Annotated in this window: 9 protein-coding genes; 4 read left to right on the forward strand and 5 right to left on the reverse strand. The window is 70.0% G+C overall.

What is annotated here, in order from left to right; translation table 11 throughout:
* Positions 1 to 2: 2 nt before the first annotated feature.
* Together grpE and dnaK are read right to left on the reverse strand one after the other, a co-directional pair.
* Entirely contained in the window at positions 3 to 569 is a 567-nt protein-coding gene (gene grpE / locus ACQHI0_RS26795; protein ID WP_427904554.1) for a nucleotide exchange factor GrpE, read from the reverse strand.
* Positions 566 to 2,431 carry a molecular chaperone DnaK gene (gene dnaK / locus ACQHI0_RS26800; protein WP_427904555.1) on the reverse strand — a complete coding sequence of 622 codons (1,866 nt, stop codon included), beginning with the start codon at positions 2,429 to 2,431 and terminating at the stop codon, positions 566 to 568. The genes grpE and dnaK overlap by 4 nt, the downstream gene beginning before the upstream one ends.
* A gap of 385 nt (positions 2,432 to 2,816) precedes the next feature.
* Here dnaK and ACQHI0_RS26805 point away from each other — a divergent pair, with 385 nt between their 5' ends.
* Both ACQHI0_RS26805 and ACQHI0_RS26810 read left to right on the forward strand, forming a co-directional pair.
* The gene (locus ACQHI0_RS26805; RefSeq protein ID WP_427904556.1) at positions 2,817 to 3,119 is read left to right on the forward strand and encodes a hypothetical protein; all 303 of its coding nucleotides are present in this window, start codon (positions 2,817 to 2,819) and stop codon (positions 3,117 to 3,119) included.
* Positions 3,120 to 3,204: 85 nt separating this feature from the next.
* Positions 3,205 to 3,480, forward strand: a complete 276-nt coding sequence (locus ACQHI0_RS26810; RefSeq protein WP_427904557.1) for a hypothetical protein — start codon at positions 3,205 to 3,207, stop codon at positions 3,478 to 3,480.
* 4 nt (positions 3,481 to 3,484) lie between these two features.
* Here the strand turns inward: ACQHI0_RS26810 and ACQHI0_RS26815 are convergent, their stop codons facing one another.
* Genes ACQHI0_RS26815 through ACQHI0_RS26825 form a run of 3 tightly spaced genes read right to left on the reverse strand, consistent with a single transcriptional unit; the run spans position 3,485 to position 9,272 of the window.
* Positions 3,485 to 5,053 (reverse strand): dynamin family protein, encoded by a 1,569-nt coding sequence (locus ACQHI0_RS26815; RefSeq protein WP_427904558.1) that lies wholly within the window; start codon positions 5,051 to 5,053, stop codon positions 3,485 to 3,487.
* On the reverse strand, positions 5,050 to 6,888 hold the full coding sequence (locus ACQHI0_RS26820) for a dynamin family protein (protein ID WP_427904559.1): 1,839 nt from the start codon (positions 6,886 to 6,888) through the stop codon (positions 5,050 to 5,052). Before ACQHI0_RS26820 ends, ACQHI0_RS26815 begins: the two co-directional genes overlap by 4 nt.
* A gap of 17 nt (positions 6,889 to 6,905) precedes the next feature.
* Positions 6,906 to 9,272: an IniB N-terminal domain-containing protein gene (locus ACQHI0_RS26825; protein WP_427904560.1), complete on the reverse strand. Its 2,367-nt coding sequence runs from the start codon at positions 9,270 to 9,272 to the stop codon at positions 6,906 to 6,908.
* A gap of 289 nt (positions 9,273 to 9,561) precedes the next feature.
* Here ACQHI0_RS26825 and ACQHI0_RS26830 point away from each other — a divergent pair, with 289 nt between their 5' ends.
* Both ACQHI0_RS26830 and ACQHI0_RS26835 read left to right on the forward strand, forming a co-directional pair.
* The gene (locus ACQHI0_RS26830; protein ID WP_427904561.1) at positions 9,562 to 11,361 is read left to right on the forward strand and encodes an Hsp70 family protein; all 1,800 of its coding nucleotides are present in this window, start codon (positions 9,562 to 9,564) and stop codon (positions 11,359 to 11,361) included.
* Positions 11,351 to 13,864, forward strand: a complete 2,514-nt coding sequence (locus tag ACQHI0_RS26835; RefSeq protein WP_427904562.1) for a LuxR C-terminal-related transcriptional regulator — start codon at positions 11,351 to 11,353, stop codon at positions 13,862 to 13,864. Before ACQHI0_RS26830 ends, ACQHI0_RS26835 begins: the two co-directional genes overlap by 11 nt.
* Positions 13,865 to 13,898 lie beyond the last annotated feature (34 nt).

The raw sequence follows: 13,898 nt of genomic DNA on the forward strand, positions 1-13,898 counted from the left end.
TCTTATTTCTCGTTCGCGTCGGCATCCGCGTCCGATGCCTCCGCGTCGGTTACCCCGACCAACGCGTGCCGAAGCACCCGGTCGCCGAACCTATAGCCCTTGCGCATGACGATGCCGATCACCGGGTCGGCGCCCGAGCCCTCGTGCTGCACTGCCTCGTGCAGCGTGGGGTCGAACGGGTCACCGGTGGCACCGAATTCGACGAGACCCTGCTTGGTGAGCGCGGTCTCGAGCTTGTCGGCGACGGACTTCAGCGGGCCGGTCTCGAGGTCGCCGTGCGCCCTCGCCCGATCCAGATCGTCCAGCACCGCGAGCAATTCGGTGACCACCGAGGCCTTGGCGGCGTCGATGTTGGCCTGCCGGTCACGCTCGACGCGGCGGCGGTAGTTCGCGTATTCCGCGGTCAACCGCTGCAGGTCGGCCGTGCGCTCGGCCAGCTCGTCGTGCTCCGGCTCGACAACTTCGGCGTCGAGGGCGGAGTCCGCCGGGGCGGCCTCCGCGTTCTCGTCCGCAGTGTCGTCCAGGATTTCCTCGACCAACTCCTGCTCCGAGGAGTTCGCCTCGGTCACTTCTTGTCCGTGTCGACCGGCTCGTCCACGACCTCCGCGTCGACGACCTGATCGTCATCGGCCTGGGTGGGGCCCGAGCCGTTGCCGGACTGCGCGTCGGCGGCGGCGCTGGCCTCGTAGATCGCCTGGCCGAGGGCCTGCGACTCGGTGGCCAGCTTCTCCACGGCCGACTTCACCGCGGAGATGTCGGTGCCTTCCAGGGCCGACTTGGCCTCGGCGACCGCGGTTTCCACCTTCGCCAGCTGCTCGGCGGAGACCTGTGCGCCACCCTCGCTGGACTTCTGCTCGTTGATGAACTTCTCGGTCTGGTGCACCAGCGACTCGGCCTGGTTGCGGGTCTCGGCCTCCTCACGGCGCGCCTTGTCGTCGGCGGCATGCGCCTCGGCGTCGGCGACCATGCGGTCGATCTCCTCCTTGGACAGACCGGAGCCGTCCTGGATCTTGATCTTGTTTTCCTTGCCGGTGCCCTTGTCCTTCGCGGTGACGTGCACGATGCCGTTGGCGTCGATGTCGAAGGTGACCTCGATCTGCGGCACGCCACGCGGGGCGGGCGGCAGGCCGGTGAGCTCGAAGGAGCCGAGCAGCTTGTTGTGCGAGGCGATCTCGCGCTCACCCTGGAACACCTGGATCTGTACCGAAGGCTGGTTGTCGTCAGCGGTGGTGAAGGTTTCCGAGCGCTTGGTGGGGATGGTGGTGTTGCGCTCGATGAGCTTGGTCATCACGCCGCCCTTGGTCTCGATGCCCAGCGACAGCGGGGTGACATCGAGCAGCAGGACGTCCTTGACCTCGCCCTTGAGCACGCCGGCCTGCAGCGCGGCGCCGACGGCGACGACCTCGTCCGGGTTCACGCCCTTGTTGGGCTCACGGCCGCCGGTCAGTTCCTTGACCAGGTCGGACACGGCGGGCATCCGGGTGGAGCCACCGACGAGCACGACGTGGTCGATATCGGCCACGTTCAGGCCCGAGTCCTTGATCACGGACTGGAACGGCGCGCGGGTGCGATCCAGCAGATCAGAGGTGATCTTCTGGAACTCCGAGCGGGTGAGCTGCTCGTCGAGGAACAGCGGGTTCTTGTCCGCGTCGACGGTGATGTAGGGCAGGTTGATCGAGGTGGACTGGCCCGAGGACAGTTCGATCTTGGCCTTCTCGGCAGCCTCACGCAGACGCTGCATGGCCATCTTGTCCTTGGTCAGGTCGATGCCAGAGGACGCCTTGAACTTGTCGACCAGCCAGGACACGACGCGCTCGTCCCAGTCGTCGCCACCGAGGTGGTTGTCACCGGAGGTCGCGCGGACCTCGACGACGCCCTCGCCGATTTCCAGCAGCGAGACGTCGAAGGTGCCGCCACCGAGGTCGAAGACCAGGATGGTCTGCTCTTTGTCGCCCTTGTCCAGGCCGTACGCGAGCGCGGCCGCGGTGGGCTCGTTGACGATGCGCAGCACGTTGAGACCGGCGATCTGGCCGGCTTCCTTGGTGGCCTGACGCTGGGCGTCTTCGAAGTAGGCCGGGACGGTGATCACGGCGTCGGTGATCTCTTCGCCCAGGTAGGCCTCGGCATCGCGCTTCAGCTTCATCAGCGTGCGCGCGGAGATCTCCTGCGGCGTGTACTTCTTGTCGTCGATCTCGACGTTCCAGTCGGTGCCGATGTGGCGCTTGACCGAGCGGATGGTGCGGTCGACGTTGGTGACCGCCTGGTTCTTCGCGGGCTGACCGACGAGAACCTCGCCGTTCTTCGCGAAGGCGACGATCGAGGGGGTGGTGCGCGAGCCTTCCGAGTTCGCGACGACGACCGGCTCGCCGCCTTCGAGCACGGCGACGACGGAGTTCGTGGTCCCGAGGTCGATTCCGACCGCACGAGCCATAGTGGTTTCCTCCTGTTTGACGTTCGGTTATTGCAACGCTGAGCGCAGTGGGCTCAATCTTGCCTGCGAGATCCACCGTGAGTCAACCCGAAGTTGAGTCTGGTCCGCTCATGTTGTTGATCTGCACAACCAGCAGCTGCGGCGATTCATTCCCGCCACCGAAAAAATTTCCCGACCCCGGAGCCATTCTTGCCATGGGTGCGCTCAACTGCAGCCCCCGATGCGCGATCGTGACGGTCCGGAGACCTACCGCGGATTCCTCGCTCTTCCGAAAGACGCGAAGCTGGAACAGCGCGTGCTCGATGATGAGCGGGAAAGCGTCACAGTATGAAACAGGTAGGGACACAAGGGCTACCGCGCGCCCCTGCACTCTGGAAGGAAACGCATGTACACAGTTGATTTGCTTGCCGTCGGTCGTGGTCGCGAGGTTGTCGATGCCGCGCTCGCCTATGTCGGTGGGCTCGGATTTCGTGTCCTCGGGTCGACTGCCGACGAGGAGGCGCTGGCGGTGCTCGGGCGCGAGCGGGTTCGTCTGCTGGTGATCGGAGGCGGGGTCGAGGCCGAGTCCAGGAAGGTGTTGACGGCTGCTGCCCAGGAGCACGGCGCCACCGTGATCCAGGCGGAGCGGGCTGGGCGCGGAATCGAGCAGTACCTCGCGGAGGAGGTTGTGCCGACACTGGCCGAGTGATCAGCCGTTCCGCGCTCGGGTGCCCTGAATATTCGGGGCACCGATAGGGGTGCGAACAAGTCCGGTCGGGCACTAGTTTCGGGGTATGCGTGCATCGAGGGGCAAGGTTCAGTGGCAGCGGGCGCTCGGCGGGGTGGCTGTGGTCGCCGCCCTGGCCGGAGGTGGGATGGTGGCGTCCGCCGGGAGCGCCGTGGCCGACAGCGGCGTTGCCATCGCTGATGATGGGTGCACGTTCTCGTCGGTCGGTGGGTCGTGCAGCGATCCTGGGCCGGTCGGGCACGCGTTGATCGCGATTCGGGAGTTCGCGAAGAGCCTGGGGTACGGGACCGGAAGTTCGTCGGGGACCGCCTACTTCATCTGACCGGCTAGCTGGTCCGCGGCTGCGGGAGTTCGGCCAGAATTCCCTCGGCGCTGCGGGCCGCGGCACGGCACGCGGTGGCGGTCGCTCGGTCGGCCAGTGGATGGGTCGCTCGGCCGCGCCAGGTACGGACAGCAGCGAAAGCCGTGGCGCGCAGGGAATCCGGGTCGGACTCCGCGGGCAGGCCGAGGCGCAGATGCGCCGCCACGCCGACACCGCCGAGAATGCGGTGCAGGTCGGCGAGTACCGGTGGCGGCAAAGGTAATTCGTCGGTGCGCAGGCGGCCGAGCAGTCGGAGTTCGGTGAAACCGTGCACGTCTGCGAGCCGGGCACGCACGCGAGGGCGCAGGCGATCGGCTTCGGTACCGGGGTAGGCGGCCAGGATCCGGTCCAGCGTGCTCAGCGCCGAATGGGCCTTCAATTCCTCAGCGCGCTGGCCGAATTGAACTTCCAAGACCGAGCGGAGTTCCTCGATGCCGCTACGGGCCGCCAATTCCGCCGCCAGCGCGGAAGAATCGCGGGCACCGAGCCGAATCAGCATGGTGGCCATGCGAATACCGAACAGGCCGAAGCGATCCGCCAGCTGCGCACGCAGCTCCGGGGCGACCGGCAACGCGATGTCGGCGCGGGCGAATCGGTCCGCCGAGAGCAACGCGATCCCGAGGTCCTCCGCGGGCACCGTGGACAGCGCCTCGAAAGCCGCGAACTCCGGCTGTCGCAGAGTCGCCGCGGCGAAGGCGAGCAGGCCGGCCACCGGAATCACCGCCTGGCACAGGCCGGTTCGTTCCAGCTCATCCGCGAATCGAGCGGCGACGTCGCGGGCCGAATGCAGCGCATCGATGCGACCGGAGCCGATCTCGTCGGCGCGCGACACCACCCCGATCACGCCGAGCGGGCCCGCACCACCGGCGCCCGCACCGATCTGCTCGAGAAAACGCACGTCGGCGGCATCGAGGCGGCGCAACAGGTACACGACGGCGTCGGCGCCGGACACCGACAGCGGCTCGGCTCGCGAATCGTCCTCGACCTCGGCGGGAGTGAGCAGTCGTGCGGTGCGCAGCGACACCTCACGCGACAGCGATGACGTGCCAGGGGTGTCGATGATCGTGGTCTGCGACAACGCGGCCGACGGCCAGCCGACCTCGAGATGGTCCACCTCGCGGGGACCGCGGGCATCCCAGCGCAGACCGTTCAGGTCGAAGGTCAGACCGTGCGCGCCGCTGCCGCGGCGCACGATCACATTCGCGCGCGATCCGTCGACCGCGTGCGCGGTGACCGTGGGGGTAGCGGCGTCGCGGTACCAGGTGACGACGCGGGTGCACTCGGTGGCGTCGGTCGGGGCGACAGCCTGGCCGACCAGCGCGTTCAGCAACGTCGACTTGCCCGCCTTGATCGAACCGGCCAGCGCGACCCGCAGCGGCTCGCGCAAGCGGTATTCGCACTCGGCCAGCAGCATGCGCGCGTACTCGTCGCGCCCGAACGAACGCGCCGCCGCGCCGATCAGCTCGTGCGCTTCGGCCAGGATCCTCGATGTGGTCCGGCCGCCGGGCGCGGCGGTGTCGAAACGGTGGGTCACCCAGATACCGTACCGTCGGCCCGTCTCAGTTCGACCTGCATCGATTCCGCGTAACGGCGCAGCTCGGCGACCGCGTGTAGTTGGCGTTCCAGCACGACGGTGCGCTCGGCGCGATGGGTCGCGGCCATCGCCGCCGCCTCCTGCGCGGCCCGCAGGGAAGCATCGATCGAACGCAGACTGCGCTCGGCCACCCCGGCGAAGTGGTCGCGCAGCGCACGGTGGATGCGGTGCAGCCGGTCCTTGGTGTCCTTGGCGGCCTGGAACGCTACGTCGTCGAGGAACCGGCGCACCTCACCGTTGGCCTCGATGCGGCGGCGCGCCAGGCGGGCGGACTTGTCGTCGCGATAGGCCTTGCCGCCGACGATCAGGCCTGCGCCGAGCGAGATCGGATTCAGCATGGCCAGGCCGGCGAAGGTCGTGGCAAGGCCGATCATCAGCACGCCGCCGTAGGAACCGCGCATACCGACCAGCACCTTGCTCGTGAAGCCGATATCGGGCTCGAGATCGGCCAAGGAACCCGAGCTGACCAGGCCGCTCTCATCGTCCATCCCGGCGTGCACCTCCGGCAGATCGACCGCGCCGACCTCGGCGAAATGGCCCGCGATCCGTTCGGCCAGCAGTTCGGCTCGGTGGTGGGTCAGCAGGAGGTTGTCGCCGAGGGCGGTGTCGACGGAGCCGGTCAGCCATTCCGTGATCGCGCCCCAATGCCTGCTCGGGTCGTTCTCGTCGATCCATTCCTGGCCCGTGCGGGCGATGCCGCGCAGCCGATCGCGCAGGTCGTGGTCCACGTCGCCGACGAGGTCGGTGATGCCGTCGGTGAGGGTCTGCTGCCAGCTCGCGGTGCGCCGCTGCAACTCCTCGGCGGCCGCGCGCGCCGACTGCAACTCGTTGACCGCTGCCGCGCCACCGGCCGGATCGCGCAGCGCGACCAGCTCGCTGCCCAGCGCCAACGCCAGATGCTCTGCCGCCGAATGCAATTCGCGGGCTACCGCCTGCCGCGTGACCGCCTGATCGCGGGCGACGACCCGATCGCGCAGGAAACCGAACAGCACGCCGAAACCGGACTCCAGGCCCAGTTCCGCGTCCTGCAAGCGCAGGGCGTGCGCACGGAGCAGCGCCGAAACCGGCATCAGGGCGACATCGGTTTCCGCGCGCGTGAGATGGGCTCGGTCGGCCTCCAGCACCTGACGCCAGTGCGGGTAGAGGTCGGTCTTGGTGAGCAGAACGGCGACCGCGGGACACATTTCGCGGATCTGCCGGACGAAGGTGAGTTCGGGCTCGGTGAGCTCGGTGGAGGCATCGGAGAGCACGAGAACGGCGTCGGCGGCCGCGGCGAGGCTGAGTACACCTGCGGCGCAAGCACTTCCGTGTCCGCCGACGCCAGGGGTATCGATCAGGACGATGCCGTCGGCCAGCAGCTGACTGGGGAGCTCGGCCTCGATCCGCACGACCTGTCTGCCCTGGGCCAGTGGCGTGCGGGTATCGACGGCGCCGATCTCGTCGAACGGGATCTCGACCCGTGATTCGTCGGTGCCCGGCGCGGTGAGCACCAGGTACGCCCGCTGCTGCGCACCGTAGGACAGCTGCATGGGCAACACGGTGGTCGCGTCGTCGCCGACCCGGCATACATCCACGCCGAGTAGTGCGTTCACGAACCTGCTCTTGCCCTGACCGAGCTGACCGGTGACGACGATCCGGTGCCGCGGGTCGCGCACCCGCACTGCCACCTTCTCCAGGCGTCCGACCAGGTCGTCACGGCCCGCGGCGTGGGCCGCCGCGACGGTGTCGGACAACACCGTCGCCAGCGGCACCGCGGTCGGTGCGAGAACAGTCATCCCTTCGCCCGTTTCGCTCAGTGGAACAGTCCGTCGGTGTGCACGTCGGCGCCGGTGTCGGTGACGGTGCTCGATTCACCGAACAGCGAGGTCTCGGCACCACCGAGGGTGGAACCGTGCAGGCCAGAGCCGAATGCGCTCGATACGTCGACGCCGGACCAGGTGTCGGCAGCGGTGGTGACCGCGCCCTGGGTCGTCGCGCCGACGGTGCCGGAAGCGTCGACCTGGGTGGTCGAGGTCGAGGTGGTCTGGCCCGAGAGGCCGCCGACCGCGGCGGCGCCGCTCTGCGCTGTGCCGTCGACGGCGGAGGCGAAGCCGCCTGTCACCTGCGTGCCGCCCGTGATCGCACCCGACAGTCCCGTGTCGCCGAGTCCGGTCTCGAGGCCGGTTCCGGTTTCGGCACCGCCGGTCGCGGAAGCTGTCAGGCCGGTCTCCATGGCACCGGTCAACCCGGTCTGCGCACCGCCGGCAACGGAACCGGCGAGTCCGGCGCCCGCGTCAACGGCGCCGTTCAGGCCCGCGTTGGCACCGCCGGCCAGATCGGCGGCGCCGTTCACTCCTGCCTGCGCACCCGAGGTGAGCGAGCCGGTCACGTCGGTGCCGACCGTCGTCGCGGCGTCGAGGCCGCCCTGCAGACCGGTGGTCAGCCCGATACCCGACGTGGTGGACAGCGCTGATTCCAATCCGGTCGTGATCTGTCCGGAGCTGCCGCCGGTGAGCAATCCGTCGACCCCGAACCCCGTCCCCGCCCCACCCGTGAAGCCGCCGGTCAGATCGGTACCCGCCGACGCTGCGCCACCCAACCCGGTTTCGAGACCGGTACCCAGGTCCGCGCCCGCGCCGACCACACCGTCGAGACCGGTGATCGCCGACGTGGTGGCGGCCGCGCCCAGCCCGCCCGCGGCCTGCGCGCCCACGGTGGCTGCGGCGCCGAGACCACCGGCTGCCTGCGCGCCCGCGTTGGCGACCGCACCGAGACCACCGCCGACACCGGCACCGAGACCTCCCGCGGCCGTGGTCGCACCGCTCAGACCGGCATCGAGGCCACCGCCGAGACCAGCGGCCACATCGACCGCGCCAGCCAAGTCGGCGGCGATATCGCCACCCGCGGCCAACGCGCCGTCGAGACCAGCGCCCGCGCCGACCGCACTGGACAGTGCGCCACCGAGACCGGCACCGGCCGCACCGGTCACCTCGCCACCAAGACCGGCACCCACCGCACTGTCGAGACCAGCGGCAAGATCCGCGCCCGCGCCTGCCGCGCCCGTGAGGACACCGCCCAGACCCACACCCGCACCAGCCGCAGCATCCAGTCCGGTCTCGAGTTCGCCACCCGCGCCGACCGCGCCGGTGAGCGCCTCACCGAGACCGGCGCCCGCGCCGACCGTACCGGCCAAGCTGCCGCCGAGGCCGGCGGCAAGGTCCGCCCCCGCGCCGACCGCACCCGACAGGGCACCGTCGAGACCGGCACCGATTCCACCGGCCACCGTGGTGTGAAGCCCCGCGCCGAGATCCGCGCCGGCACCGGCCGCGCCATTCAGTGCACCACCAAGACCAGCCGCAAGGTCGCCACTCACGTCGACCGCACCGCCCAGGGCAGCACCGAGACCACCGGCCAGGTCACCACCAACACCGACCGCACCGTTCACAGCACCACCAAGACCAGCAGCCAGATCGCCACCCACACCGACCGCACCGTTCACAGCACCACCGACACCAGCAGCCAAGTCACCACCAACACCGACCGCACCGTTCAACGCACCGCCGAGACCAGCAGCCAGGTCACCACCAACACCCACCGCGCCGTTCAACGCACCGCCGAGACCAGCAGCCAAATCACCACCAACACCCACCGCACCGTTCAACGCACCGCCGAGGTTCGCACCGAGGTCGAGGGCGCTGTCGATCGCGCCGTTCAGGCCGAGGCCCGCGCCGAGTGCGCCGGTCACATCGGCGCCGAGGTCCGCGTTCACGTCGACGTTCGCGCCGGTCACGGCGTCGAGTGCGACATCGAGACCGGCGCCGACCTGGGCGGCGGCGTCGGCGACGACCGAGGCTACAGCGCCGAGGCCGACGTCGAGACCGAGGTCGAGTTCAGCATCGGCGGCCGCGGCCGCCGTGACAGCGGCGGCGGCGGTGGCCGTGCCCGCCATGGCCGCGCTCGTGCTCGCCGCGGCGCCGGCAGCTACGATCGCCTGCAGCTGGGAGCCGCCGCTGACCAGCGCGGATTCCGCCACCATCGGGGCGACGGCGGAAATGTCCTCCGGGGTCACCACCAGGCCTGCCTCCGCCAGCGCGAAGCACGGGTTGGCGCAGTAACTGGCCGCGGCGTCCGGGTCGCGCAGCAGATTGAGGATGAACTCCAGAATCGCGTTCGGTGTCATCGAGATCAGCTCCTCCAGATCATGGGCGATGCCCGATCTGTTTGTCGTTGGAATGTCTTTCACGCTAGGCGGGTCCGTCGTTACAGATAACGGGGCGAATACCTAGTCCCGCCGGACGTGCCCCATTAGGGGCCGACCACCGATTAGGGGAATTTCCCCGTACCTGCCCCAGCACAGGTAACAGCTGCCCCCTAGCAACCGACAGATCGAGTGGGACGCTGCCATCGGCGATCTCGCTGCACACAAGCGTTTACCGGCCCACCGGAAGTCTTGCGAACGGGGTTGTCCAATGACAGAGCGTCTGGCGCTCGGCATCACTGTCGGAGCGGTGAATTCGGCCGCCGCGGCCACGACAGCCGACGGGACCGGTGCCACCGTTCTCACCCACCGCAGCGCACTGATGTTCGGCGCCGACGGATCGGTGAGTTTCGCCGACACCACGCGCCACCATCGCGGAGTTGTCGTCGACGACTACGTGGCCAGGGTCGGCGATCCGGTGGATCTGCTGGCAGAAGACGGTTCCGCCCACGACGCAGCCGATTTGGTCGCAGCCGCGACCTGCGCGCTGATCGCCGAACTCGCCGGCGTCGCCGCCGAATCCACCGACGCGCCGACCACCGTCGCGTGCTATCCGGCATGGTGGCCGGAGCACGCGGTCGAGGCCGCCAGGTCCGCGCTCGTGCGCTCGGGCCTGGCCGAAGTGACGCTGGTGCCCGAACCGCTGGCCGCGGTGCGCAGATACGAGATCGAGCACGGACAGCTCGAAGACGGCGCGCTGGTCGTGTACGACCTCGGCGCGAGCGGATCGACCGTGTCCGTCCTGCGCACCGGCGAGCAGGCCGGCCTGCTCGGCACCCCGGCGCACAGCACCGCGATCGCCGGTTCCGAATTCGATCTACTGACCATGCGCTACGTGCTGGCAAATGTTCTGAACGGAAACGATATCGATCCATTCGATCCCGTTGTCGAAGAAGAATTGTCGGCATTGCGAGACCGCTGCAGAATTGCGAAAGAAGACCTCTCCAGAATTACCGCGACGACGATTCCGGTCGGCATTCTCAACCCCTCGGTCCACACCGAACAGGTCCGGTTGACCCGCGGCGAACTCGAAGATCTGCTTCGTCCGGCCCTGCTCGACTCGATGAGCCTGATCCAGGACGCGGTGCGCCGCGCCGAACTCACCCTCGGCGATGTCGGCCGGGTGCTGCTCACCGGTGGCGGCGGCGCGATTCCCCTGGTCGCCGAGCTGATCTCGACCGAATTCGGCCTGCCGGTGATCGCCTGCGCCGACCCGGCGACCTGCGCCGCACGCGGCGCGGCCGAGATCGCCCTCGACGTCGCCGCGATCAGCGTGCCCACCGAGGCCATCCCGATCGTGCCGGTGGCACCGGCACCGGCGGGGGTGGCACCGGCCATCGAAGGACTCACGCTGCCACCGTCCGAGCCGGTACGAACCAAGATGTTCACAGCCAAACGCTCGGCGATCATCGCGGCGGCGGCCGTCACCATGGCCGCCCTCGCCACCGGCACCCTCGCGCTCGGTGGCGCCCCCCAATTCTCACCCACCGGACCCGCCGAGACCACCGTCGCCCCACCGGTCCCCGGCGCCCCCGCGGCGACCAGCGCGGGCGGCGCGGCCGGAACAGCGAATGCCACGAACTCCGTGGTCACCGACCCGGCCAAGCCGGGCGCGGTCGGCACAACAGCGCCATCGGGTGCGATCCCGGTCGGCACGACCGACGCCGGGGCTCCTGGCGGCACGCCCACTGCGGGGACTCCGGCACCCGCAGGCGCACCCACCGTGGGAGCACCCGCCGACGGAACACCGGCGACCGCGGGCAGGCCGGGCCCCGCTGAGCAGCAACCCGCGCAGGCGCCGCCCGCCGGGCAGTCCCCGGCCCCCGCCCCGGCTCCGGCGCCCGCCCCCGCACCAGCTCCGGCCCCCGCTCCTGCGCCTACCCGGCCGCAGGTCCCCACCATCAAGGTCGATCCCGGCGGCCTGCTCGACGACGTGGGCGGCGCGGTCGGCGAGACCCTCGAATCGGGTACGCAACTGCCCGGCAAGGTCCTCGGAGGAAATGGTGGCTGAGATCGCCCACGACACCTTCCCGCATGCCCGAACCGTCTTCCGCGATCTCGACACCGCCGACCAGCAGACCGTGCTGGTCTTGATCCGCGGCCGGGCCGGGACCGGAAAAACGTTCCTGCTCGACGCCGTTCGCGCATACCTGCGTCGCCGCGGCATACCGGTCGTCGAATCCGCGGCCGACGACGTCCAGAACGGGGTTCCCGACCGGGCGGTGCTCGTCGCCGACAATGTCCACAGCTACAGCGACGCCGAGCTTCGCGCGCTCTGCGAGGCCATCGAAACCGGGCAACGCTCCGTCGTGCTGACCACCCAGCCCCGGCCACACGATCCCCAGCTGCGCGCGCTGGCCGACGCGGTGGCGCGCAACGGCCGCACGCTGGAGCTACGCGCACTGGGAAGTGCCCACATCTCCTCGTTCGCCAAGGAACTCGGCGTGGCCGTGTCCCAGCCACTCGCGTCGCGTATCCATCAGCTGACGGCGGGAATCCCCGGCGGGGTCGTCGCGGCGTTGAAGGGCGCCCATGCCGCTTCGCTGCAGACCTGCGAGGCAGCGGTGGACGAAGCCGTCACCGTCTGGACGCGGACGCTGCTGGAAGCGGTCGATCCCGCGTTGCTCGAAACGCTGGTCGTCGCGGCGACCGGAACCGGATTGGATGCCACGGAACTCACCGAGGTGCTCGGTGTCGACACCGCCACCGCCCACGACCTGATCGACCGTGCCAGGTCGGGCGCCCTGGTCACCGATGCCGACCTGCTCCTCGCGCCCGCCGTCGGTCCGCTGCGGACGCTGCTCGGCGATCGTCGCTATGTCGATGTGCAGCGCAGGCTGCTCACCGCCCGCCTCGACGCCGGTCTGCTGCGCGATCGCACCGCGCTGATCCTGGCCGAGTCCGGCGTCGTCGATGCCCGGCTCGCCGAGTTCCTCTGTCGCACAGCCGAGAAGTCCGACGAGGCGACCCGCTGCTACGCGGCGGCGGCCGCGGCGGGTGCGCCGGTGGAGTCGATCGCGCTGCGCTGGGCCGAGGCCGCCGCGCACGCGGGCGACACCGACACCGCGCTACGCCTGGCCGAGCCGCTGCTGACCGCCGAGAACGTCGCGCGCCCCGATCTCGTCGCCGCGGTGCGCATCTGCGCCAGCGTGCTCGTCCGCCGCGGACTGGTGAGCCGGGCGGCCGGACTGTACAACTGGCTCGGACCCGACCGCATCGGTGCCGACTGGGCGCCCGCGGCCATCGTCCTCACCCTGGCCGGTGAACAGGCAGGCGCCGCGCGCATGTCCGAATCAGCACAGCGCTGGCCGCCGACCGAGGCCGACGCGGGCGCTCGGCTGATCGCGAGCGCGCTCGACGAATCGCTCGACCCGCACGGAACCGGCACGGCCGCGGCGATTTCCGCCCTGATCCAGGCGGGCAACACCGACACCGGCGAAGATCGCTATCTGCCCTGCTCCGCGGTCTCGATCGCCACGCTGCTCTGCCTCGGCAGCGGCGAGCCCCGCCGCGCCGGTGACGCGCTGCGCCGGGCGGCGGGCATGGGCGGCGGCAGGCAGCTTGCGGTGCTGACTGCCTGGACCGCGCTGCTCGGCGGCGACGAACGCCGCGCCGCGAGCACCCTCGCCGAGATCGACATCCCCGCCCTCGCGCCCCGCGATCAACTCCTCGCCCATGCCCTGACCGTGGGACTTGCGCGGCGCGGCGGCGATCACGCCGCCCTGGCGCACGCGTGGCAAGCGGCCTGCCCGCTGTTCGACGAGCTGGAAGCCGACCTGTTGAGCCTGTTGCCGATCGGCGAACTGTGGCTGGCCGGCATCCGGTTGGGAGACGCGCGCCGGATCGAACCGCTCGTCGAAGCCGCCATGGCGCTGGTCCGCAAACTGGGCCGCGCACCCGCCTGGGCCAATTCCTTCCACTGGTACGCGGTGCAGGCCGCGCTGGCCGACGAGTCGCCCCGCGCGCTGCTGCCCCACGCCCACGCGCTGAAGACGGCGGCGGAAGCGGGTGACCGGCAGGCCACCGTGCTGGCCGACGCCGGGCGCACCTGGGTCCTCGTGCTGCGTGGGCAAGTGGCCGCGGCCGATGTGCAGGCCGCGGTCTCGGCACTGGCCGAGCTCGGGCTCACCTGGGACGCCGCCCGCCTGGCCAGCGAGGCCGCCCTCGCGGCAAGCGACTCGACCACCGCCACCGCCCTGCTCAAACTCGCGCGTTCGGTGCGCGCCCAATCCCAGCCGGTCGAGCCGCTGCGACCGAGCGCACAACCGCAGCCGCCCGCAGCCGGTCCCATGCCCCTGACCGGCGAGTCCGGCGCGCTCAGCGATCGCGAGCGCGAAGTCGCCGAGCTGGTTCTGCTCGGTCTGACCTATCGGGAGATCGGCGCACGGCTGTACATTTCCGCGAAAACCGTGGAGCATCACGTCGCGCGAATCCGACGTCGAATAGGCGCGCGCTCACGATCGGAATTACTGTCAATGCTGCGCGCGATGGGACACGGCCAACTGCTGGTGTGACTCGCGTGGACGATGTCGACGCCGAGTTTGAGGG

This window comes from Nocardia sp. FBN12, assembly GCF_050320175.1.
GTDB lineage: Bacteria > Actinomycetota > Actinomycetes > Mycobacteriales > Mycobacteriaceae > Nocardia.

Coding starts and splice junctions, on each gene's coding strand:
- ACQHI0_RS26825 (WP_427904560.1), bottom strand. CDS start 9,272: ATGACACCGAACGCGATTCTGGAGTTCATCCTCAATCTGCTGCGCGAC.
- ACQHI0_RS26805 (WP_427904556.1), top strand. CDS start 2,817: ATGTACACAGTTGATTTGCTTGCCGTCGGTCGTGGTCGCGAGGTTGTC.
- ACQHI0_RS26830 (WP_427904561.1), top strand. CDS start 9,562: ATGACAGAGCGTCTGGCGCTCGGCATCACTGTCGGAGCGGTGAATTCG.
- ACQHI0_RS26810 (WP_427904557.1), top strand. CDS start 3,205: ATGCGTGCATCGAGGGGCAAGGTTCAGTGGCAGCGGGCGCTCGGCGGG.
- ACQHI0_RS26820 (WP_427904559.1), bottom strand. CDS start 6,888: ATGACTGTTCTCGCACCGACCGCGGTGCCGCTGGCGACGGTGTTGTCC.
- ACQHI0_RS26835 (WP_427904562.1), top strand. CDS start 11,351: ATGGTGGCTGAGATCGCCCACGACACCTTCCCGCATGCCCGAACCGTC.
- dnaK (WP_427904555.1), bottom strand. CDS start 2,431: ATGGCTCGTGCGGTCGGAATCGACCTCGGGACCACGAACTCCGTCGTC.